This window comes from Micromonospora sp. NPDC049230 (genome assembly GCF_040647875.1).
Taxonomy (GTDB): Bacteria; Actinomycetota; Actinomycetes; order Mycobacteriales; family Micromonosporaceae; genus Micromonospora.
Genome location: NZ_JBEZCZ010000062.1, coordinates 1 through 19,882 on the forward strand (window position 1 = coordinate 1; position 19,882 = coordinate 19,882).

The 19,882-nt window shown below is 72.4% G+C and carries 20 protein-coding genes; 10 read left to right on the top strand and 10 right to left on the bottom strand.

The genetic code is table 11. The annotated features are described in order from the left end of the window. Window positions 1–133 precede the first annotated feature (133 nt). Window positions 134–556 (bottom strand): MmcQ/YjbR family DNA-binding protein, encoded by a 423-nt coding sequence (locus AB0A95_RS32315; protein WP_357559524.1) that lies wholly within the window; start codon window positions 554–556, stop codon window positions 134–136. A 153-nt stretch (window positions 557–709) separates the two neighbouring features. Between AB0A95_RS32315 and AB0A95_RS32320 the strand changes: the two genes are divergently transcribed. Beyond that, window positions 710–2,512: an acyl-CoA dehydrogenase gene (locus AB0A95_RS32320; protein WP_357559525.1), complete on the top strand. Its 1,803-nt coding sequence runs from the start codon at window positions 710–712 to the stop codon at window positions 2,510–2,512. A 12-nt stretch (window positions 2,513–2,524) separates the two neighbouring features. Here the strand turns inward: AB0A95_RS32320 and AB0A95_RS32325 are convergent, their stop codons facing one another. Both AB0A95_RS32325 and AB0A95_RS32330 read right to left on the bottom strand, forming a co-directional pair. Beyond that, window positions 2,525–2,698: a hypothetical protein gene (locus AB0A95_RS32325; RefSeq protein WP_357076185.1), complete on the bottom strand. Its 174-nt coding sequence runs from the start codon at window positions 2,696–2,698 to the stop codon at window positions 2,525–2,527. Between the two features lie 237 nt (window positions 2,699–2,935). After that, window positions 2,936–3,655 (bottom strand): spermidine synthase, encoded by a 720-nt coding sequence (locus AB0A95_RS32330; RefSeq protein ID WP_357559526.1) that lies wholly within the window; start codon window positions 3,653–3,655, stop codon window positions 2,936–2,938. A 126-nt stretch (window positions 3,656–3,781) separates the two neighbouring features. Between AB0A95_RS32330 and eccB the strand changes: the two genes are divergently transcribed. Continuing rightward, window positions 3,782–5,158 (top strand): type VII secretion protein EccB, encoded by a 1,377-nt coding sequence (gene eccB, locus AB0A95_RS32335; RefSeq protein WP_357559527.1) that lies wholly within the window; start codon window positions 3,782–3,784, stop codon window positions 5,156–5,158. 54 nt (window positions 5,159–5,212) lie between these two features. Here eccB and AB0A95_RS32340 read toward each other — a convergent pair whose 3' ends face one another. The 4 genes from AB0A95_RS32340 to AB0A95_RS32355 are packed head-to-tail and all read right to left on the bottom strand — an operon-like array spanning window position 5,213 to window position 9,089. Continuing rightward, entirely contained in the window at window positions 5,213–5,818 is a 606-nt protein-coding gene (locus tag AB0A95_RS32340; protein ID WP_357559528.1) for a class I SAM-dependent methyltransferase, read from the bottom strand. A 54-nt stretch (window positions 5,819–5,872) separates the two neighbouring features. After that, a complete protein-coding gene (locus AB0A95_RS32345; RefSeq protein WP_357559530.1) occupies window positions 5,873–6,739 on the bottom strand; it encodes a carbohydrate ABC transporter permease in 867 nt (288 codons plus the stop codon). Further along, the gene (locus AB0A95_RS32350) at window positions 6,739–7,698 is read right to left on the bottom strand and encodes a sugar ABC transporter permease (RefSeq protein WP_357559531.1); all 960 of its coding nucleotides are present in this window, start codon (window positions 7,696–7,698) and stop codon (window positions 6,739–6,741) included. The genes AB0A95_RS32345 and AB0A95_RS32350 overlap by 1 nt, the downstream gene beginning before the upstream one ends. After that, window positions 7,695–9,089, bottom strand: coding sequence for an extracellular solute-binding protein (locus AB0A95_RS32355; RefSeq protein WP_357559532.1), 1,395 nt, complete (start codon window positions 9,087–9,089; stop codon window positions 7,695–7,697). The genes AB0A95_RS32350 and AB0A95_RS32355 overlap by 4 nt, the downstream gene beginning before the upstream one ends. 115 nt (window positions 9,090–9,204) lie before the next feature. On the opposite strand from AB0A95_RS32355, the gene AB0A95_RS32360 reads away from it, so the two are divergent. The 4 genes from AB0A95_RS32360 (at window position 9,205) to AB0A95_RS32375 (ending at window position 13,297) form a co-directional block, all read left to right on the top strand. Then, a complete protein-coding gene (locus AB0A95_RS32360; protein WP_357559533.1) occupies window positions 9,205–10,242 on the top strand; it encodes a zinc-binding dehydrogenase in 1,038 nt (345 codons plus the stop codon). 2 nt (window positions 10,243–10,244) lie between these two features. Further along, window positions 10,245–11,066 (top strand): sugar phosphate isomerase/epimerase family protein, encoded by an 822-nt coding sequence (locus AB0A95_RS32365; RefSeq protein WP_357559534.1) that lies wholly within the window; start codon window positions 10,245–10,247, stop codon window positions 11,064–11,066. After that, window positions 11,063–12,508, top strand: a complete 1,446-nt coding sequence (locus AB0A95_RS32370; RefSeq protein ID WP_357559535.1) for a hypothetical protein — start codon at window positions 11,063–11,065, stop codon at window positions 12,506–12,508. The genes AB0A95_RS32365 and AB0A95_RS32370 overlap by 4 nt, the downstream gene beginning before the upstream one ends. A 126-nt stretch (window positions 12,509–12,634) precedes the next feature. Further along, window positions 12,635–13,297, top strand: coding sequence for a DUF2267 domain-containing protein (locus AB0A95_RS32375; protein ID WP_357559537.1), 663 nt, complete (start codon window positions 12,635–12,637; stop codon window positions 13,295–13,297). A gap of 231 nt (window positions 13,298–13,528) precedes the next feature. Here AB0A95_RS32375 and AB0A95_RS32380 read toward each other — a convergent pair whose 3' ends face one another. Continuing rightward, a complete protein-coding gene (locus AB0A95_RS32380) occupies window positions 13,529–14,761 on the bottom strand; it encodes a hypothetical protein (RefSeq protein WP_357559539.1) in 1,233 nt (410 codons plus the stop codon). A gap of 26 nt (window positions 14,762–14,787) precedes the next feature. Beyond that, window positions 14,788–15,303 (bottom strand): NUDIX domain-containing protein, encoded by a 516-nt coding sequence (locus AB0A95_RS32385; RefSeq protein ID WP_357559540.1) that lies wholly within the window; start codon window positions 15,301–15,303, stop codon window positions 14,788–14,790. 50 nt (window positions 15,304–15,353) lie between these two features. On the opposite strand from AB0A95_RS32385, the gene AB0A95_RS32390 reads away from it, so the two are divergent. From AB0A95_RS32390 to rox, 3 genes are all read left to right on the top strand, one after another. Beyond that, window positions 15,354–15,845, top strand: a complete 492-nt coding sequence (locus tag AB0A95_RS32390) for a type II toxin-antitoxin system PemK/MazF family toxin (RefSeq protein WP_357559541.1) — start codon at window positions 15,354–15,356, stop codon at window positions 15,843–15,845. A gap of 152 nt (window positions 15,846–15,997) precedes the next feature. Then, window positions 15,998–17,020, top strand: coding sequence for a phosphotransferase (locus AB0A95_RS32395; protein ID WP_357559542.1), 1,023 nt, complete (start codon window positions 15,998–16,000; stop codon window positions 17,018–17,020). Window positions 17,021–17,181: 161 nt separating this feature from the next. Continuing rightward, window positions 17,182–18,609: a rifampin monooxygenase gene (gene rox / locus AB0A95_RS32400; protein ID WP_357559544.1), complete on the top strand. Its 1,428-nt coding sequence runs from the start codon at window positions 17,182–17,184 to the stop codon at window positions 18,607–18,609. 4 nt (window positions 18,610–18,613) lie between these two features. Here rox and AB0A95_RS32405 read toward each other — a convergent pair whose 3' ends face one another. Then, window positions 18,614–19,264 carry a GGDEF domain-containing protein gene (locus AB0A95_RS32405; protein WP_357559560.1) on the bottom strand — a complete coding sequence of 217 codons (651 nt, stop codon included), beginning with the start codon at window positions 19,262–19,264 and terminating at the stop codon, window positions 18,614–18,616. Window positions 19,265–19,530: 266 nt separating this feature from the next. On the opposite strand from AB0A95_RS32405, the gene AB0A95_RS32410 reads away from it, so the two are divergent. Then, complete coding sequence (locus AB0A95_RS32410) at window positions 19,531–19,770, top strand: DUF397 domain-containing protein (protein ID WP_074309213.1); 240 nt, start codon at window positions 19,531–19,533, stop codon at window positions 19,768–19,770. Window positions 19,771–19,882: the final 112 nt, after the last annotated feature.

The window sequence follows — 19,882 nt, forward strand, 5'->3', positions numbered from 1 at the left end:
GATCCACTCCTACAATCACCACCGCGGACACACCGCACTCAACGGCCTACCACCCGCCAGCCGCGTCCCCAACCTCACGGGTCAGTACAGCTAGCCACTGCGACACCTGGTCTCGGACGGGCACCGCCAGTGCTCAGCGGGTCGGCGGTGCCGGGGGACCGACCAGGGCGGCGAGCCGTTTCGGGGCCTGTACGCAGTAGCTCTCGGTGAGCAGCTCGCCCACCTCATCCCAGTCGGTGTCCCGGTCCAGGAGCATGCCCAGCACGTTCGGGCCCCAGTCCGGTTTGTAGAAGGGGTGTCCGCTGGCGAGGAGCCCGGCGATCTCGTCGAGTGGCGACCGGAAGACCAGTCGGCAGGTGGGACGGTCGAGCGCGGCGGCCCGGCCGCGCGTCGCCTGGCGGTCGCGGTCGACGGTGTGCACGTGGGCGAAGGTCCGCTTACGGATCCGCCAGCGGACGCCCACCCACGCGGGCTCCTCGTAGGTCTCCGGCAGCCCGAGGCAGATCGGCCGCAGCCGGTCGAGGACCTCGGGCGGGACATCTCCGGGTTCGGTCACGGGCAGCGACGCTAGTCGGGTGGTGTGACAAGTTCCGCTCATCGAGGGCCTCCCCGCCCGGTGGTGCGCGCCCCGTCGATCCGCGAGGATGGGCGTGGTGATCCTGGGCCGTCGTCCAGGCCCGCCCCACCCCCGTGCCCGTTGAGGAGTGCCGTGCCGTCCACCCTGCTCTCCCGCCGCGACCTCGACTTCCTGCTGCACGACTGGCTGAAGGTGGGTCAACTCGTCGAGCGATCCCGCTACGCCGAGCACTCCCGGGAGACCTTCGACGACGCCCTGGATCTCGCCGAGCGGGTGGCCACCGAGCAGTTCGCCCCGCACAACCGGGCCGCCGACCTCGCCGAGCCCACCTTCGACGGGCAGCGGGTGCGGCTCATTCCGCAGGTCCGCGCGGCGCTGGACAGCTTCGCCGAAACGGGCCTGCTCAGCGCCGGCCTGGACGCCTCGGTGGGCGGCCTGCAACTGCCGCACGCCGTCGCGGCGGCCTGCTTCACCTGGTTCCAGGCCGCGAACGTGGCCACCTCGGCGTACCCGTTCCTCACGCTGGGCAACGCCAACCTGCTGCTGGCGCACGGCAGCGCGGAGCAGGTGGACACCTACGTCCGGCCCATGTTGGACGGCCGGTTCTTCGGCACCATGTGCCTGTCCGAGCCGCACGCCGGCAGCTCACTGGCCGACATCACCACCCGGGCCGAGCCCCAGGCCGATGGCACGTACCGGCTGTTCGGCACCAAGATGTGGATCTCCGGTGGCGATCACGAGCTGGCCGAGAACATCGTCCACCTGGTGCTGGCGCGGATCCCCGGCGGCCCGCTCGGGGTGAAGGGCATCTCGCTGTTCATCGTGCCCAAGGTGCTGGTTGGCGCGGACGGGTCACTCGGCGAGCGCAACGACGTGGTGCTGGCCGGGCTCAACCACAAGATGGGTTTCCGGGGCACCACCAACACCCTGCTCAGCTTCGGCGACGGCGCGCACACCCCGGGCGGCCGCGTCGGTGCGGTCGGCCACCTGGTCGGCCCGCCGCACCAGGGTCTCGCGCAGATGTTCCACATGATGAACGAGGCCCGGATCGGGGTCGGGGCCGGCGCCACCGCCCTGGGTTACACCGGCTACCTCAAGAGCCTGGCGTACGCCAAGGAGAGGCCGCAGGGCCGGCCGGTCGGTGCGAAGGACCCGGCCGTGGCGCAGGTGCCGATCATCGACCACCCCGACGTACGCCGGATGCTGCTGGCGCAGAAGAGCTACGTGGAGGGGGCACTGGCGCTGGTGCTCTACTGCGCCCGGTTGCTCGACGAGCAGCAGACCGCTCCTATCGATGCCGACCGTGAGCGCGCGCACCTGCTGCTGGACGTGCTCACGCCGATCACCAAGAGTTGGCCGTCGCAGTGGTGCCTGGCCGCCAACGACCTGGCGATCCAGGTGCTCGGCGGTGCCGGGTACACCCGCGACCACGACGTGGAGCAGCACTACCGGGACAACCGGCTCAACCCGATCCACGAGGGCACCCACGGCATCCAGGCGCTGGATCTGCTGGGGCGCAAGATGACCATGCGGGGCGGTTCCGGTCTCGCCCTGCTGACCGCGACGATCGGCGACACCGTCGAGCGGGGCCGAAAGGTCGGTGGTGGGGCGGCCGAGCTGGCAGACCGGCTGGCGGGTGCGGTGGACCGCGTCACCGAGGTCACCCGTCGACTCTGGGCCGACGGCGATCCGGTGCTCGCGTTGGCCAACGCCAGCGCGTACCTGGAGGCGGTCGGGCACGTGGTGATCGCGTGGATGTGGCTGGAGCAGGTGCTGGCCCTGCCGCCGGAGGAGGCCGGCGACGCGTTCCACGCCGGCAAGCGGCAGGCCGCGCGCTACTTCTTCACTGTCGAGTTGCCCCGTACCGGCCCGCAGTTCGACCTGCTGGAAAGCCGGGACCGGACGACCCTCGACATGCGCCCGGACTGGTTCTGAGCGGGCCGGCCGTCATCGTCGGCCTTGGTGCCGCATCGCCTGCCGCCCCTTGACCACGCCGAGGATGATCACGATCACCAGCGCGATCAGACCGATGATGATCAGCCAGCGGACGGCCTCGAGGATCAGCCCGAGCAGGATCAGCACGCCGGCGACCACGCCGACGACCCAGAGCAGTGCACGCATGTCCACCTCCGGTAACCGGCCGCGCCAGGGCAGGCGGGCACGGGGTCACCTTTCCCGATCCGGCCGCCGCCATGCCCGCCCGAGGTGAGAAGCGCCGCCCCTGATCGACTCGGGTTCCTTGAACTCGGGGCGTCCGGAACGCGGGGATGCCCCGATTTCCGGAAAACCGAGTCGATCAAGGGCGTGCCGGCCCGGTTGTGCTGGCCCGGTCGGTCTGACCGGCCTGCGGGGGCCGGCTCAGCCCTCGGTGCGCGCCACGTAGACCGTGTTGGCGGACTCACCGCCGGTGAGCGGGTTGGCGAACGGCACGACGTGTGCCCGTACGTCCACGAACACCTCGGTGAGCGCTGCGGTGAACTCGGTGTCCGGCGGGTCGTCCGACCAGAGCGCGAACACCCCCTCGGGGCGCAGCAGGGCGGCCAGCCGGCGCAACCCGGCCGGCGGGTAGAACGCCGCGTGGCTGGGGTGCAGGACGTTGCGCGGGGAGTGGTCGACGTCGAGCAGCACGGCATCGAACCGCCGGCCGGGCACCTCGGCGTCGAAGCCGGTCGTGCCGGCCACCGCCGCGAAGAAGTCGGCCCGCACGAACCGGGTCCGCGGGTCCTCGGCGAGCCCCGCCGCGAACGGCAGCAGACCCCGGCGGTGCCAGTCGATCACGTCCTCGATCGCCTCCACGACCAGCAGCGACCGCACCCGGGGGTCGCCCAGCGCCGCGCAGGCGGTGTAGCCCAGCCCGAGACCGCCGACCACCACGTCGAGCGAGTCGCCGGTCACCTCGGCGAGACCGAGCCGGGCCAACTCGATCTCCGCGACCGGGAACAGGCTGGACATCAGGTACTCGTCGTCGAGCTTGACCTCGTACACCTCGACCTGGAGGGCCGGGTCCCGGCGTCGGCGCAGGCTGATCGCGCCGATCGGGGTCTCCCGCCAGGCCAGCTCCTCGAAACGCGCGCCCACGGGTGCCCTCTCGCCGCCGGATTCGTCCCCGGATGGTACCGGTTGCCCCGGGCCGGCCACGCAGGGTCCACGCGACATCGACGCAACGCATATTCTGTGCCCGGCCGATCCACCGGAGGGACCCTCATGCCGTCGCGGCAGGACCAGCTGCACTCCTACCAGTTCAGCGTGCAGCGGGCGGTCGCCGCCCTGGTCATGCGGGAGACCGACCCGGCGCAGTCACCGTTTCGGCGGCTGGCCGGCGCCGGCCTGGCCAGCGTCCTGGTCGCGGCGATCGCGCTCGGCGGCTTCGCGCTATACGGCCTGTTCGCCGGCGGCGGCAACGGCTGGCGCGACCCGGGCGCGGTGATCGTGGAGAAGGAGTCCGGTGCCCGGTTCGTCTACCGCGAGCAGCGGCTGCACCCGGTGCTCAACTACGCCTCGGCGCTGCTGATCGTCGGCGCGGACCAGTCGAAGACCGTGCTGGTCTCGCGACGCACGATCGACGGCGTGCCGCGCGGGCTGCCGCTGGGCATCGCCGACGCGCCCGATTCGCTGCCCGCCCCCGGCCGGCTGGCCACGGCGGCGTGGACCGTCTGCTCAACGGCCCCGGCGGGCGAGGCACCCCGCTCCGCGCTGCTGATCGGCACCGAGCCCGGCGGCGGCCGAGTGCTGGGCGACGAGGCGTTGCTGCTGCGGCACCCCGACGGTGGGCTGCACCTGGTCTGGCACCAGCGGCGCTACCTCGTCCGCGACCCCAGCCGGGTCCTCGCGGCGCTCGCCACCACCCGCGCGCAGGCGGTGGCGGTGGCGCCCGCCCTGCTCAACTCACTGCCCACCGGCGCCGACCTCGCCCCGCTGGACCTTCCCGGGCTGGGTCAGCCCGCGACGCGGGTGGCGGGTGCCACGGTCGGCACTGTCTACCTGGTGAGCAACTCCGGTGGCGGCCGGCAGTACGCGGTGGCCGTCGACGCCGGCCTGGCCGGTATCACCGAGTTGCAGGCCGGGCTGTTGCTGGCGCGCACCGGGCAGGGCGAGCCGGTGCCGATGACGTTGGGCCGTTTCGCCGCGCTGCCCACGGTGCCCGACCTCGCCCCGAGCGGCGCCACCGCCCCACCGCCGACCCCGCCCCGGCTCGCGGCTGGCGACGACGGTGCCCTCTGCGCCCGTGTCGCCGACGACGGTGGGGTTGCCGAGGTGCGCTGGGGCGTACCGCTGCGGGACCTGGCGGCCACGCCACGCACCGCGCCCGACGGCGACGCGGTGCTGGCCGACCACGTGGTGGTCGAGCCGGGTCGCGGCGCGGTGGTCGAGGCCGCCGCGGCGCCCGGCGCGACCGGCGGCGCGGTGTCCGTGGTCACCGACCTGGGCCGACGGTACGTGTTGGCGGACCGGGAGGTGCTCCCGATGCTCGGCTACCGCAATGTGCGTCCGTTGCGGCTGCCGGCCGGGCTGGTCAGCCTGGTGCCTGCCGGCGCCACCCTGGACCCGGCCGCCGCCCGCGCCGTCGCCGCCCCGGACTGATCATCCCGAGCCTGCCGGGGCGGCGCGGTGGAAAGCAACGCGCGGCAGACGGTGTCAGTCGGCCGGGCGGCGCAGGACGCTGACCGCGAACGGGGCGTCGTCGCGCCACGGGCGCAGGTCCCAGGTGGCGAAGCGCTGCTCCACGCGCAACCCGGCGGCCACCGCGTCGGCGTCGAACGCGGTCAGCGGGTAGCCGCGCTCAGTGCCGAAGCCCACGGTCAACACGCCGTCGGGTCGCAGGTGCGCCGCCACCCGGCGCAGCACGTCCGGTTCGGTGCCGACGGCGACGAAGGCGAGCACGTTGCCGGCCAGCACCGCCGCGTCGAACGGCTCGGCCTCACCCAGCGCCGGCAGATCCAGCTCGGCGAGGTCGGCGACCAGCCACGTCGGGCCGGGATAGTCGGTGCGGGCGGCAGCCACCAGCGCGGGGTCGGCGTCCACACCGACCACCGTGTGCCCCCGCTCGGCCAGCGCGGCACCGACGCGGCCGGTGCCGCTACCGGCGTCGAGAATGCGGGAGCCGGGCGCGACGAGGGCGTCCACCAGGCGGGCCTCGCCGGCCAGGTCCGCGCCCTCGGCCGCGAGCTTGCGGAACCGGTCGATATACCACTGTGAGTGCTCGGGGCCGGTGTCGGTCGCCCAGCGGGTCGGGTTGGCCATGAGGCCACCGTATCCGGGCCGGTGGGGGTGCGTCGGGGGACCCGGGGGAGACGATCATCCCTTCTCCGCGCCGCTGGTCAGCCCCTCGGTGAGCAGCCGCTCGCTGGCGAAGAAGAGGATCACGATGGGCAGGGTGAGCACCACCGACCCGGCCATCAGCACCGTCTTGGGCACCTCCACCCCGTCGGCGAGCAGGGACAACCCCAGCGACACCGTCCACCTGTTGGGTTTGTCGACAAGGAACAGCAGGGCGAAGAGGAACTCGTTCCAGGCGATCATGAAGTCGTAGAGCGCGACCGCCATGATCGACGGCATGGCGAGGGGCAGGCTGACGCGGCGGATGATGCCGAGCCGACCGGCGCCGTCGATGGCGGCGGACTCCTCCAGACTGACCGGAATCGTCTCGAAGTAGTTCCTCAGCATGTAGACCGACACCGGCAGCGTCTGCGAGATGTAGACGAGCACCAGGCCGAACAGCGAGCCGCGCAGCTCGGCGAGGCTGAACACCACGAACAGCGGAATCGCGATGACGATCGACGGAAACAGGTAGACCGCCAGGAACAGGAAGTCGACCTGCCGCCGGCCGAAGAACCGCAGTCGGGCCACCGCGTACGCGCCGGGGATCGCCACCACCAGGGTGAGCACTGTCGCCGCGACCGCGACCAGCCCGCTGTTGCGGATGAAGGTCAGGAACCCCTGGCCGCCGTCGTCGGTGGCCTTGAGGACCTCGGCGTACGTGGCCACCGTCAGCTCGCCGAAGCCGACGAGCAGCGCACCCGGGTCGAGTAGCAGCTGCTCGATGGGCCGCACCGAGAGCACCAGCATGTAGTAGAAGGGGAACACGGTGACCACCAGGAACACGGCGATCACCAGACGGCGCAGCCACCGCAGGCTCACCGTCTCGACCACGTCCCGGTCCATCAGTTCACCCTCCGTCCGAAGAAGCGCAGATAGATCAGCACGAACACGATGAGCACCACGGCCAGCACGACCGCCTGCGCGGAGGCCGCGCCGATGTCGGTGCGAGCGGTGAGGAACTCGTACACCCGCACGCTGACCACCTCGGTGCCGGCGGCGCCACCGGTGAGCAGGTAGACGTCGTCGAACTTGTTGAACGTCATGATGAAACGCAGCACGCCCAGCAGGGCGATCACCGGCAGCAGCTGCGGCAGCAGGATGTGCCGGAAGCGCTGGGTGGGTGTGGCGCCGTCGACCCGGGCGGCCTCCTCCAACTCCCCGGGCACCGCCTGGAGCCGGGCCAGCAGGAACAGGAACGCGAACGGGAAGTACCGCCACGCCTCGAAGACGATCACCGTGGTCAGCGCTGTCGACTCCTGGGACAGGAACGGCACCGGGGCGTCCCAGCCGAGCAGGCGTTGACCCCAGGCGTTGACGATGCCGAGCTGTGGATCGAGCATCACCTGCCACACGAACGTCACAGCGACCACCGGTGCCACGTACGGCAGCAGCATGGACGCCCGCACCAGCGTGCGGCCCCGGAACGGTCGGCGGACCACCAGGGCGGCCACCAGGCCGAGCAGGATCGACCCGACGGTGCCGCCGATGCTGTAGAGCAGCGTGACCCACAGCGTCTCGGCGAAGCCGGGGGTGTGCAGCACCCTGTCGATGTTGTCCATCGTGAAGTCGCCGAACAGGCCGGTCTTGCGCAACGTGGCGAGCCGGACCCGTTGGAAGGCGAGCACCACGGTCCACACGATCGGGATGCCGATGACAGCGATGGTGACGAGCAGGGTCGGCGCGACAAGCGCGAGGCCGGCACGGGACTCGCGGCGGCGCAGGGTCAGCGGGCGACGACGGCCGGGCCGCCCCGGCCGGTCCCGGCTGGGGGAGCGGCCGGTCTCCGGCGCGGTGGTGGTCAATTGACGCCCGCCTTGATGGCCTCGACGTCCTTCTTGGCCCGGCCGGCGGCGGCCGCGGCGTCGGACTTGCCGGAGTAGACGTCACTCAACGCCTTGGGCACCGGTAGCTCACCGAGCATCGCGCCGACCAGCTTGCCCTGCCCCTGGGTGAGCCCCCAACGCTGGAAGGTGTCCGGGCTGCGGCGCAGGTTGGCGAGCACCTCGTCGCCGAACACGTCCGCGAGGGGTTTCTTCGCGTCCACACCGGCCTGGCTGGTGTTCCAGGCCGTCAGGTACGCCTCGGGCTCGGCCGGGGTGCCCTTGCGCACCGGGAAGCGGCCCTCGGGGGACATGCCGAACCAGCGCGGGTAGCCGTCGCCGAGCATGTACTCCACGAAGGACTTCGCCGGGTCGGCCACCGCGCCGTCCAGCACGGCCCACGAGCTGATCTCGCCGTACTGCGCCGGCTCGGTGCCGTTCGGGCCCTTGATCGCGGTGACGAACCCGCTGTTCTTCGCGAGGAACGCCGGGTCGGACTGGCACTGCGGGCAGGTCGGCTTGGCGTCGTTGCGCAGCCCGGCCAGCTCGTCGAGGATGAACGGCGACCAGATGACCATGGCCGCCTTGCCCGCGAAGTAGGTGGCCCGGGTGGTGTCCACGTCCTGTGCGCCCTTCACCGAGCTGGTGCGGATCAGGTCGCCGTAGAAGCGGAACGCCTCGACGCACTGGGGCGAGTCGAGGGTGACCTTTCCGGAGTCGTCGGTGAGCTGGCAGCCGTTGGCCAGTGCCAGGTGCTCGAAGGTCTGCTGGGTGAACACGTCGCTGGACGAGGTCGCCGCGGTGATCCCGGCGACGCCTCCGGTGTTGAGTTTCGCCGCGGCGTCGCTGATCCGCTCGTACGTGTCGGGGGCGGGCAGGCCGGCGGCGGCGAACAGGTCCTTGCGGTAGACGAGCAGTTGTCCCCACCCGTCGCTGGGCACTGATAGTTGTTTGCCGTCGTCGGAGGTCAGCTCCAGCGCTCGGGGGGAGAACGTCTGCTTGCCCAGCTTGTCGACGACCTCCGCGTTCGCCGAGGCGTGCAGCAGCTCGTTGCCGGCGAGCGTACGGATGCCGGCCAGGGAAACCGAGCCGACCACGTCGGGCAGGTCGCCGGCGGCGGCGTTGGCGGCGATCAGGGAGGGGAACTGGTCCTCGTTGACTGTCACGAGGTCGACCTGGATCCCGGTCTTCGCGGTGAAGTCGGCGATGATCGCCTTGGTGGCGGTGACCCGGTCGGCGACGTCTTCCAGGCTCCAGACGGTGATCTTCTTGCTGTTGCTGTCCGATTCGTCGTCGCCGCAGGCCAGCAGGGTGGACGCTGTCAGTGCCATGATCAGGGTGGTGGCGAGTATCCGCCTCGGAGGTGCTGACATCGGTGGCACTCCTCTCGAAGGGTACATGACGGATTCAACACGTTCGATAGATCAATAACAAGACATATTGCGATTTCTTGCTATCCTGGAGCCCAGTGCTATCGGGATGTGACGCATGGGCAACTGGGTTGTCTCTCTCGCCGGGCCTCGACGGATCAGCCTCGAGCCCTGCCCGCCAGATCCGCTCGGCCCCGGCCAGGTCCGGGTCCGCACCAGCTACTCGGGCATCTCCGCCGGCACCGAGCTGACCCTCTACCGGGGCAGCAATCCCCGGCTCAGCAAGGACTGGGACGACGCCGCCCGGATGTTCGTCCCCCGACAGACTCCGGTGCCCTACCCGCTGATCGGCTTCGGCTACGAAGAGGTCGGCGAGATCATCGAGGTGGCCCCGGAGGTCACCGACCGGCACCCCGGGCAGCTCGTCTGGGGCATCTGGGGGCACCGGGCCGAGGCGGTGCTCGCCGCCGACGCGGTCCGACCGCTCCCCGCCGGGCTGGACCCGCTCGCCGCGGTCTTCGCCCGACCCGGCGCCATCGCGTTGACCGCCGTGCTCGCCGGTGACCTGCACCTCGGCGACTGGGTCGGCGTCTTCGGGCAGGGCGTCATCGGGTTGCTCGCCACCCGACTCGCCGTGCTCTCCGGAGCGCGGGTGGTCGCCGTCGACCAGATGCCCGACCGGCTGGCGCACGCCGCCCGCTACGGCGCCCGATCCACAGTGGACGTCAGCGTCGAGTCCGCCGCCACAGTGCTGCGGCACCTCACCGCCGGCCGGGGCGCGGACGTCTGCCTGGAGCTGTCCGGCACGTACCCGGCGCTGCACGAGGCGATCCGGTCCACCGCACACGCCGGCCGGGTCGTGGCCGCCGGCTTCTACCAGGGCCAGGCCGACGCGCTCGGCCTCGGCGAGGAGTTCCACCACAACCGCATCCAGTTGGTGGCCGCCCAGGTCTCCGGTCCCACCCCCGCGCCGAGCATGGCCGGCCGGTGGACCGGTGACCGGGTCGCGCAGACCTTCATGGATCTGGTGGCTGAGCACAGCCTCGACCCGATGCCGCTGGTCAGCCACATCGTCGACGCCAGCGCCGTCGCCGACGCCCTCGCGCTGCTCGACCGCGGCGCCGGTGACGTCCTCCAAGTGGTGTTGAGGTTCTAAAGATGACCACCATCGCGCTGGCCTGCCAGGAACAACTCCTGCCGGGCACCGACCTGATCCAGAAGTACGCCCTCGCGACCTCCCTCGGCTACCAGGGCATCGAGCTACGCGGACGCGGCGACCTGGCGTTCGCCCGCCGCCTGCCCGAGCTGCGCCGAGCCCGCGCCGCCGGGGTGGTGATGCCCACCGTCTGCGTCGAGATGGACCACTTCATCGGCGACTTCGACCCCGCCCGCTCCGGCGACGCCGTCGGTAACCTGCGCTCGCAGCTCTCGGTGATCGCCGAGTTGGGCGGCGTCGGGGTGATGACCCCGGCGGCCTGGGGGATGTTCTCCCGGCGGCTGCCACCGTTCGAGCCGCCGCGTCCGCCGGCCGGCGACCGGCAGGTCCTCCTCGACGCCCTGGGCGAGCTGGGCGAGCACGCCAGGGCCGAGGGGGTCAGCCTCTTCCTCGAACCCCTCAACCGGTACGAGGATCACATGGTCAACCGTCTCGACGAGGCGGTCGCGCTCTGCGCCGCGCTCGGGCTGCCGTCGGTGCGGGTCGTCGCGGACACCTTTCACATGAACATCGAGGAGGACGACATGCACCGCGCCCTGCGTGCCGCCGCGCCGTACCTGGGTCACGTGCAGGTCAGCGACTCGAACAGGTTCCAGCCCGGTGCCGGGCACCTGGACTGGCCGGCGCTGGTGCGCACCCTGCTGGAGCTGGACTACCGGGGCTGGTTGGCCCTGGAGTGCCGGCTGCGCGGCGACCCGGTCCGGGCCCTGCAACAGGCCGCCACGGTCCTGCGACACGCGCTGCCCCGGCGGGCCGCCGCATGACCGCCGGGGCGAACCCGACGCGCGTCGACGGGGCCGTCACCGCCGACCCGACCCACGCCGACGGGACCGGCGAAGTCGACCCGACCCACGGCGTTGGTCCGGCCCACGCCGCCGTTGGTCCGGCCCGCGCCGGCGGGCCGACCGACCCGGCCCGGCTGCGGCGGCTCGCCGTCGACACGCTCGACGCCAACTGGGAACACGACCACACAGTGCCCTCGCGCACCCTCTACCCGCACCAGTGGAGTTGGGACTCCGCGTTCATCGCGATCGGGCTGGCCCAGATCCGCCCCGAGCGCGCCTGGCAGGAGCTGGCGAGCCTCTTCCGGGCGCAGTGGGCCGACGGGCGGGTGCCGCACATCGTGTTCAACCCGGCGATGCGGGTCGGCGCGTACTTCCCCGGGCCGGAGCTGTGGCGCTCGGCGAGCGTCGAGGGCGCACCCGCCGTGGACACCTCCGGCCTGGTCCAGCCACCGGTGCACGCGCTCGCCGCGGTGCTGGCGTACCGGCGGGCACCCGACCCCGCCGGCCTGGCCGCGCTGCGTCGGCTCTACCCCGCACTGGTCGTCCAGCAGCGCTACCTGGCGACGCGGCGGGACGTGGCAGGTGACGGGCTGGTCAGCATCGTGCACCCGTGGGAGTCCGGGTTGGACAACAGCCCGGCCTGGGACGAGCCGATGGCCGCGGTGCCGGCGGAGGCGGCAGTCATGCGCGCGTACCGTCGGCACGACACCGCGCACGCCGACGCCGCGCACCGCCCCACGGACCTCGACTACGCGCGCTACCTGGCAATCGTCGCGGCCTACCGGAACCACGGCTACGCTGACCGCTCGCTGGCCGACGACCACCCCTTCCTGGTGGAGTGCCCGCTGTTCAACGCGGCGTTCGGGTCCGCCGAACACGCCCTCGCCGAGATCGCCGTGCTGGTCGACGCCGACCCGGGGCCGCACCGGGCCCGTGCGGCCCAGATCACCGAGGCGCTGCTCCGACGGCTCTACGACCACGGCACCGGGACGTTCCAGCCCCGTGACCTGCGCACCGACCGGCTCATCAGCGCCCGTACCGTGCTCGGGCTGACGCCGCTGATCCTGCCCGACCTGCCCGCCCGGCAGGCCGACGCGCTTGTCGTCGAGGCCCGGTCGGCGCGCTTCGGGGTGGCCCGCCGGATGGACCGGCCGTTACCCACCTACGACCGCACCGCACCCGATTTCGAGCCCCTGCGCTACTGGCGCGGGCCGAGTTGGCTGAACATCGGCTGGCTGGTCCACCGCGGGCTGCTCGCGCACGGGCACCCGGAGTTGGCCGTCGGGTTGCGTCGCTCCATGATCGACCTGGTCGGCGGGGCCGGCTGCCACGAGTACTTCCATCCGGACACCGGCGCCGGACTGGGCTCGCCGGCGTTCAGTTGGACCGCCGCGCTGCTGCTCGACCTGCTGGCCGACTGAGTCCGCCCTCGGCGCGTACCAGGTGGTGGCGTGCCCGGTCCCGGCCGTCCCACCACCTCAACTGGCGACAACCTGCCGCACTGGCGGCGCAGTTTGTCGCGTCCGGGCGGGGGTAACCGCCCGGACGTGACCGACCGTGACGGGTTCCCGTACTTCATCGACGCGGTGTCCCGCCGGTCCGGCCTGCCGACCGAGCAGGCCGCCGCGCTCGCCCGCGCCGTACTCCAGACGTTGGCCGAGCGGGTGACCGGCGGCACGCCCGACGACCTCGTCGGGCACCTCCCGAACGAGGTGGACGGCTACCTGGCCACCCCGGCCCCGGACTTGGGTGGTCGGGCCCCGGACATGGTCGGGTCGGCCCCGGATCTGGTTGGTCCGGACCTGGTTGGTCCGGACCCGGGCCTTGCCGGGGTGGTCGGTTCTGTCCTGGACCCGGCCGGCTCGGCTCAGGATCCCGCGGGAATTGTCGGCCCGGACGGTGGCGTGGACGGGCTGGACACCGGGGTGGGCCTGGATGTGGGCGGCGCGGCTGCGGCTTCTCCGTCGGCGGGTGCGGGCTCGGATCCTCCGTCGGGGAGTGGTGGCCCGATTTCTCCGTCGGCGGGTGCCGGTCCGGCGGAGTTCCTGCGTCGGGTGGGTGAGCGCGCCGGAGTGGATCCGGAGACCGCCCGAGCGGGAACCGGCGCCGTCTTCGGCACGCTGCGCTCGGCGATGACCGTACGGGAGTTCCGGCAGTTGGTGGCGCGTCTGCCCCGCGACGGCGAAGGCGGGGTCGCGTACCGGCCCTGACCCGAGACGGTGCCCTCCGGCCTGGCCTGGTGCGGCCTGGCCCGGTGCGGCCCGGCCCGGCGCGGCGAGATCCACTCGGGTTTCTTGAAATCGGGGTGTCGCGGCGAGCGGGACACCCCGGGTTCCTGCAACCCGAGTCGATCATGGCAGGCCGGGCGGCCGTGGACCTGGCTCCGGGCGGCCGTGGACCTGGCTGGCGCACCCGGCGCACCCGGCCCACCCCCCCGGCGCTCAGCTCGTGGAGTCGTCAGGCTCCTCCGGGTCGGTGATCCAGGCGGAGAACACCGGCACCCCGTGCCACGCTCCGGTGGTGCCGTCGGCCCGGGTGTCGGTCGCGACGGCCACCACGGCGTACGGATGGCCGAAGCGCAGCTCGGCAGTGCGGGCGACGCCCTCCGGTGGCAGGCTGACCAGCCCGAACATTCCGGTCACCGCGGCCGCCTCGAAGCCGTACCGGTCGTAGCGGGCCACCGCCGTCTGTCGTGCCTCGAAGCCCCGCACCGGTCGGGCCAGCGCCTTCGCCAGCGCCAGTGTGGCCGCCGGGAAGCCCAGCGCCGGGGCGCTCAGGTCGTGCTCGCCGCGGGCCGACCAGCAGGGGAGTATCGCCTGGTGTCGCTCCTCGCGGCCGTCGGGGGCGCGGGTTCGGACCCGTTCCTCGCGCACCGTCCACAGCGCGGTCTCGCCCAGCGGCAGGTCGAACAGTGAGCGGCTGCCGGCCGGTGGCGAGCCGTCGGCCGCCCCGGCAGCGAGGTCGTACGCGACGGCCAGCACCTCGGCCGGCGACACCTGCGGGGCGGCGGCCACCGAGAGGACGACAAGCCCCGCGCCGTGACTGCTCTGGGCCGGCGCGGCGTGCACGATCACGTCACCGACCCGCGTGCCGGACACGATGGCGCACCGGTGGCCCTGGCTCGGGCTGCGCAACACCCGGCGTAGCCCGCGCGCCCAGGCGCTGCCCGCACCGAGCGCGTGGGCGTCGGCGCTGTCGAACGGGGTCGCCCAGGAAATGCGGGTGGCCAGCGCGCTGGCCAGGGCGAAGACCACATCCGGGCTGACCTTCAGGGGGAACGTGTCGATCAGGCCGGCGGTGTGCTCGCGCGCCCACGCGTCCAACCCGGCCTGGTCGGGCAGCACACCCACCTCGGTTGTCGCGGGCAGCGCGGCCCGCCACCCGGTCGACCCGCCGTCGCCCTGGCCCGGCTGGTGCCACAGCGCGGTGGCCGAGGCGACGAGCGGATGCGGCGCGTCCAGCAGCGTCCGGGCGACGTCGGCCGCGCTGGCCAGGTCGGTGCCCAGGGCGCGAGCCAGCTCCTCGGCACCGGGGTCGGAGTCCTCGACCCCGGTGGCGCAGACCGCGAGCAGCAGCCAGGCGCCGAGCGGGGAGGCGACGTGGTGCCGGTCGCCGATCGTGGCGTGCAACCGCGCGGCGTACGCGGAGAGCGGCCCGTGCAGATCGGTCGTCATGCCCCTACTCTGCCCGCCCGCTCGGCTCACGACCACAGCTCGAACGGCTCGTCGATCTCCTCGCCAGCCAGGAAGGGCGTGATCAACCGGGGGAGTTGCCCAGGGTAGAACCGGTCCCGGCTGGCCACCACCTCCGCGAGCGGCCACCAGCGGAAGGCGAAGTAGTCCTCCCGCTCGTAGTCGAGCCGGTGCGCCTCGTCCACGTCCGGGCCGGGGCCCGCCAGTCGTACGGTGACGACCACCTCGTCCTGGACGTGGCGCACCTGACGGTGCAGGAAGCTCGCCCGCCGTCGCCAGGTCGGCGTGCCGACCTGATCGGCGGTGACAGCGATGCCGGTCTCCTCGCGTAGCTCGCGCACCGCCGTGTCGCGATAGGTCTCCCCGGGGTCCATGCCGCCGCCCGGCAGCTCCCACCAGGTGCCCAGCCGGGGATGGTCCGGGTCGCGGGTGTGGAACAGCAACACCCGATCGGTGTGGTCGATGACCACCACCCGCACCGCGCGTCTCTCCAGGATCGGTAGGTCGCGGGGAAGATCGTCCATCGGCCCAGTCTGTCGCAACCTCCGGTGCGGCGGCGGGTAGGCTGCCCGCCGTGGCTGGTCTGTTGAGGAATGTCGCGGCTCGTATCTCCCGGGTGGGCGCGGTGCTCCCGTCGCCCCGGCGTACCGGGCCGGCGCCCGCGCAGGTGGCCCGCCGCCGTCAGGTGAGCGCGTTGCAGCGACGGGAGCTGACCTACGCCCCGGAGCGAGACGGTCAGGCCGACCCCGGCGAGATCGTCTGGACGTGGGTGCCCTACGAGGACGACCCCCGGCAGGGCAAGGACCGGCCGGTGCTGGTCGTCGGGCGGCACAGCCGGACGCTGTTCGGGCTGATGCTGTCCAGTCAGAGCGAGCGGGACGGGCAACGGCACTGGTTCGCGCTCGGGCCGGGTGAGTGGGACCGCGACAACCGGCCGAGCTGGGTCCGGCTGGACCGGGTGCTCACCATGCGTGAGGACAGCATCCGCCGCGAAGGTGCCGTGCTGGACCGGCCCCGCTTCGACAGGGTCGGGCAGGCACTGCGCGCCAGCTACGGCTGGCGCTGACCGCGCGCCAGGTGCGGCGAGCAGCCGGGCCAGGTGTGCCGTGTTGAGCGCCAGAGCCTTCGTGGTGCGGCCGGTCGTGTCCGGCTTGGGGTCGACGTCGCGGTAGAGCACAGTGTGCAGTGCCTCGTGCCGGAGCGGATGGTGCAGACCTGATGACTGAGGACGGCGCGCGGCGGGTGGCCGAGCAGGTCCGGGCGAGCTTCGGCCTGCGACTGTCCGCGATGCGGCGGGTGACCCACGGCGCGGACCAGTACGCCAGTCTCTGGCTGGCGTCCACCGTCGATGGCGCCCGGTACGCGGTCAAGCTCAGCGGCGGTGGCACCGCTGCCGGTCTGGCCGTGACGGCGTACCTGGCCGGGCAGGGTGTGCCGGGCATCGCCGCGCCGGTGCCGACCCACGATGGACGGCTGTGGGTCGACCACGACGGCCACCGTCTCTCGGTGGTGCCGTGGGTCTCCGACCAGCGGGCGCTCGACGGCCCGATGACCACCGCGCACTGGCGTGGGTACGGCGAGGTGCTGGCCGCCGTGCACGCGGTGCCGGTCACCGACGAGTTGAGTCGGCTGCTGCCGGTGGGCGGGGCGGCGTACCCCTCGATCGTGGCGGCGACCCACGCGATGGCCGAGCGGCTGCGCGACCCGGACCCGGCCGACCCCGCCGGCCCGGTTATCGCCGACCTGGCGGGGGTGTGGTCCACGGTGGCCGACCGGGTGCGGACACTGACCCGTGAGGTCGAGCGCCTGGCCGTCGACCAGCGGGATCGGCCGGTGCCGTTCGTCGTCTGTCACGGCGACCCGCACCTGGGCAACCTGCTGCTCGGCGCGGACGGGCGGGTCTGGCTGATCGACTGGGACGACGCGGTGCTCGCTCCGCGTGAGTGCGACCTGATGTTCGTGCGCGGCGGGGTGCTCGCCTTCGCGCCGATCACACCCGAGCAGCAGCGGGCCGTCCTCGCCGGCTACGGCACGACCGACGTCGACCCGGCGCTGGTGGCCTGGTTCCTCGCGGTGCGCGCCCTCGACGACCTCACCGACTGGACCCGCCAGGCGTTGGACACCGACGCCGAGGCCGCCGATCGGGACCGGGCGGCGCGGATCGTGCACGGCCTGGTGTCGCCGGTGGGTCTGGTCACCCTCGCCGACGCGGCGCTGCGCGACCTCGCTGCGCGGCGCTGAGCGGCGACCGCGTCGGGGTGGGCGGGAAAACACAAAGGCAAGGAGGTCATCCCCTCCCTGCCAATCCCAACATATACCGCACCGGGGGCCTTGCGGCAAGACCCGGGTCGTGCAGCAGAATCACCAGCCGAAACCCACAACCGGGAAAATCGGGGGATTCTGTGATCGATGTGATCATTGCCGGCGGTGGACCAACCGGCCTGTGGCTGGCCAGCGAGTTGCGGCTGCACGGGGTGCGCCCCCTGGTGCTGGAGAAGGAGACCGAGCCGACCAGGTACGTCCGCGCGCTCGGCCTGCACGCGCGCAGCATCGAGGTGCTGGACCAACGCGGCCTGCTGGAGCGGTTCCTCGCGCTCGGCACGCGGCACCCCGTCGGTGGCTTCTTCGCCGCCATCCCCAAACCGTCGCCGGGCGGGCTGGACACCGCACACGCGTACGTCCTCGGCATTCCGCAGACCAGCACCGACCGCCTGTTGGCCGAGCACGCCAGCGCCGTCGGCGTCGAGATCCGGCGCGGCAGCGAGGTGGTCGGGCTGAGCCAGGACGACCACCGGGTGACAGTGGAACTGGCCGATGGCACGCGGTTGGGTGGACGCTACCTCGTCGGCTGCGACGGTGGCCGCAGCACCGTACGCAAGTTGCTCGGCGTCGGCTTCCCGGGTGAGCCGTCGACGGTGGAGACGCTGCTGGGCGAGATGGAGGTGGGGGTGCCGCCGGAGGCGGTGGCCCAGGTCGTGGCCGAGGTCCGCAAGACCCACCTCCGGTTCGGTCTCGGGCCGCTCGGCGACGGGGTCTACCGCGTCCTCGTCCCCGCCGAGGGGGTGGCCGAGGACCGCGCGGTCCCGCCGAGCATCGGGGACTTCAAAGACCAACTGCGGGCGTACGCGGGCACCGACTTCGGCGTCCACTCACCGCGCTGGCTCTCCCGCTTCGGCGACGCCACCAGGCTGGCCGAGCGTTACCGGGTCGGCCGGGTGTTGCTGGCCGGGGACGCGGCGCACATCCACCCGCCGACCGGCGGGCAGGGTCTCAACCTCGGCCTCCAGGACGCGTTCAACCTTGGCTGGAAGTTGGCCGCCGACATCAACGGTTGGGCGCCGGAGGGGCTGCTGGACAGCTACCACACCGAACGGCACCCGGTGGCCGCCGACGTGTTGACCAACACCCGCGCGCAGATGGAGCTGCTGTCGCCCCGGCCCGGCCCTCGGGCGGTGCGCCAGTTGCTGTCGGAGCTGTTGGACTTCGAGGACGTCAACCGGCACCTGATCGAGAAGATCACCGCGATCGGGGTCCGCTACGACCTCGGCGAGGGCCACGACCTGCTCGGCCGACACCTGCGCGATGTGCGGCTGCGGCGGGGGCGCCTCTACGAGCTGATGCACGCCGGTCGCGGACTGCTGCTCGACCAGACCGGTCGGCTCTCGGTGGCCGGGTGGGCGGATCGGGTCGACCACGTCGTCGACACCAGCGAGGAACTGGACGTGCCCGCGGTGCTGCTCCGGCCGGACGGCCACGTGGCGTGGGCCGGCGACGACCAGACCGACCTGCTCGGTCAGCTGCCCCGGTGGTTCGGCACGCCGACCACCTGACCGGTCAGCGCTCCACCAGGCGGGCGCTGTCGACAAGCTGCCGGGGCGCCCGGGCGCCGCCGAGGCTCTTCGCCTGGTACATGGCGGCGTCGGCGCGGCTGAGCGCGTCGGTGAGCTGGGCCGGACCGGTCACCGGGGCGAGCCCGACGGACGCGGTGACCCGGACACTGCAACCGCTGAGGCGGATGGGCGCGGCGACGGTTTCGCTGAGGCGGCGGGTGGCGTGGTCGATCCAGCGCCGGTCGACGGTGGGTGTGGAGAGCAGCCCGGCGAACTCGTCGCCGCCGAGCCGGGCGACGAGGTTGTCCCCGGCGAAGCCGGCGAGCCGCTCGGCCACGCTGATCAGCACCTGGTCGCCGGCGGCGTGCCCGTACTGGTCGTTGATCTGCTTGAAGTCGTTGAGGTCGAGCACGACGGCGATCAGCGGTTGGCCGGCCGCGTCGGTGAGCAGGGTGGCGGCCAGGCGGTAGAAGGCACGGCGGTTGGGCAGCCCGGTGAGCGGGTCGTGGCTCGCGGCGTGCCGCTCGGCGGCCAGCTCGGCCTGGAGGTGCCCGATCTCGACCTCGGCGCGCAGCGCCCGCCGACGCAGTTGCCAGGAGGAGAGCAGCGCACCGGCGGCACAGATGCCGGAGGCGACACTCATCGGATCCGGCACGATCCCTCCCATCGCCTCGACCGCCTCCAGCCTCCGGTCCACGCGGCCTGCCGCGTCGGGGCCACGTTTTGCCTGATGGTTGCCCCTGTGGGGGTAACCCTAAGTGAACGGATGGCCACCGATCACGTGCGTTATCATGCTCGCCGTCCGATGCAGATGCAATAGCAGATGCACGTGCATGACCGTCCAATGTCGTTGAAACACCCCCTCGCCGTCACCGCTCCTCCCACGGCCACCGGCGGGCTCGTGAGCAGAAAGACGCCTCCATGCAGCAGCCACCCAATGGCGTACCGATCCATCAGTTGCCCCCGCTGAGCTGGCAGAAGAGCCGCCGGAGCAACCCCAGCGGCAACTGTGTCGAACTCGCCGAACTGCCCGGGGGAGCGGGCATCGCGGTCCGCAACTCACGACATCCGGAGGGGCCGGCGCTGATCTACACGGTGGACGAGATCGCCGCCTTCGTGCTCGGTGCGCGCGACGGCGACTTCGACCATCTGATCAACTGACCGTTCGTCGTCCGCGGCGTCCCGGCGACGAGACTGAATCGCCGGTGTGGAGGAGTTCACCTCACTGTCGGTCCATGGCATGCTTACACGTCGGCCGGGCCGGGGCGCCCGG

Coding starts and splice junctions, on each gene's coding strand:
- AB0A95_RS32325 (WP_357076185.1), bottom strand. CDS start 2,698: ATGCGTGCACTGCTCTGGGTCGTCGGCGTGGTCGCCGGCGTGCTGATC.
- eccB (WP_357559527.1), top strand. CDS start 3,782: ATGCCGTCGCGGCAGGACCAGCTGCACTCCTACCAGTTCAGCGTGCAG.
- AB0A95_RS32340 (WP_357559528.1), bottom strand. CDS start 5,818: ATGGCCAACCCGACCCGCTGGGCGACCGACACCGGCCCCGAGCACTCA.
- AB0A95_RS32345 (WP_357559530.1), bottom strand. CDS start 6,739: ATGGACCGGGACGTGGTCGAGACGGTGAGCCTGCGGTGGCTGCGCCGT.
- AB0A95_RS32355 (WP_357559532.1), bottom strand. CDS start 9,089: ATGTCAGCACCTCCGAGGCGGATACTCGCCACCACCCTGATCATGGCA.
- AB0A95_RS32360 (WP_357559533.1), top strand. CDS start 9,205: ATGGGCAACTGGGTTGTCTCTCTCGCCGGGCCTCGACGGATCAGCCTC.
- AB0A95_RS32365 (WP_357559534.1), top strand. CDS start 10,245: ATGACCACCATCGCGCTGGCCTGCCAGGAACAACTCCTGCCGGGCACC.
- AB0A95_RS32370 (WP_357559535.1), top strand. CDS start 11,063: ATGACCGCCGGGGCGAACCCGACGCGCGTCGACGGGGCCGTCACCGCC.
- AB0A95_RS32380 (WP_357559539.1), bottom strand. CDS start 14,761: ATGACGACCGATCTGCACGGGCCGCTCTCCGCGTACGCCGCGCGGTTG.
- AB0A95_RS32385 (WP_357559540.1), bottom strand. CDS start 15,303: ATGGACGATCTTCCCCGCGACCTACCGATCCTGGAGAGACGCGCGGTG.
- AB0A95_RS32395 (WP_357559542.1), top strand. CDS start 15,998: ATGACTGAGGACGGCGCGCGGCGGGTGGCCGAGCAGGTCCGGGCGAGC.
- AB0A95_RS32410 (WP_074309213.1), top strand. CDS start 19,531: ATGCAGCAGCCACCCAATGGCGTACCGATCCATCAGTTGCCCCCGCTG.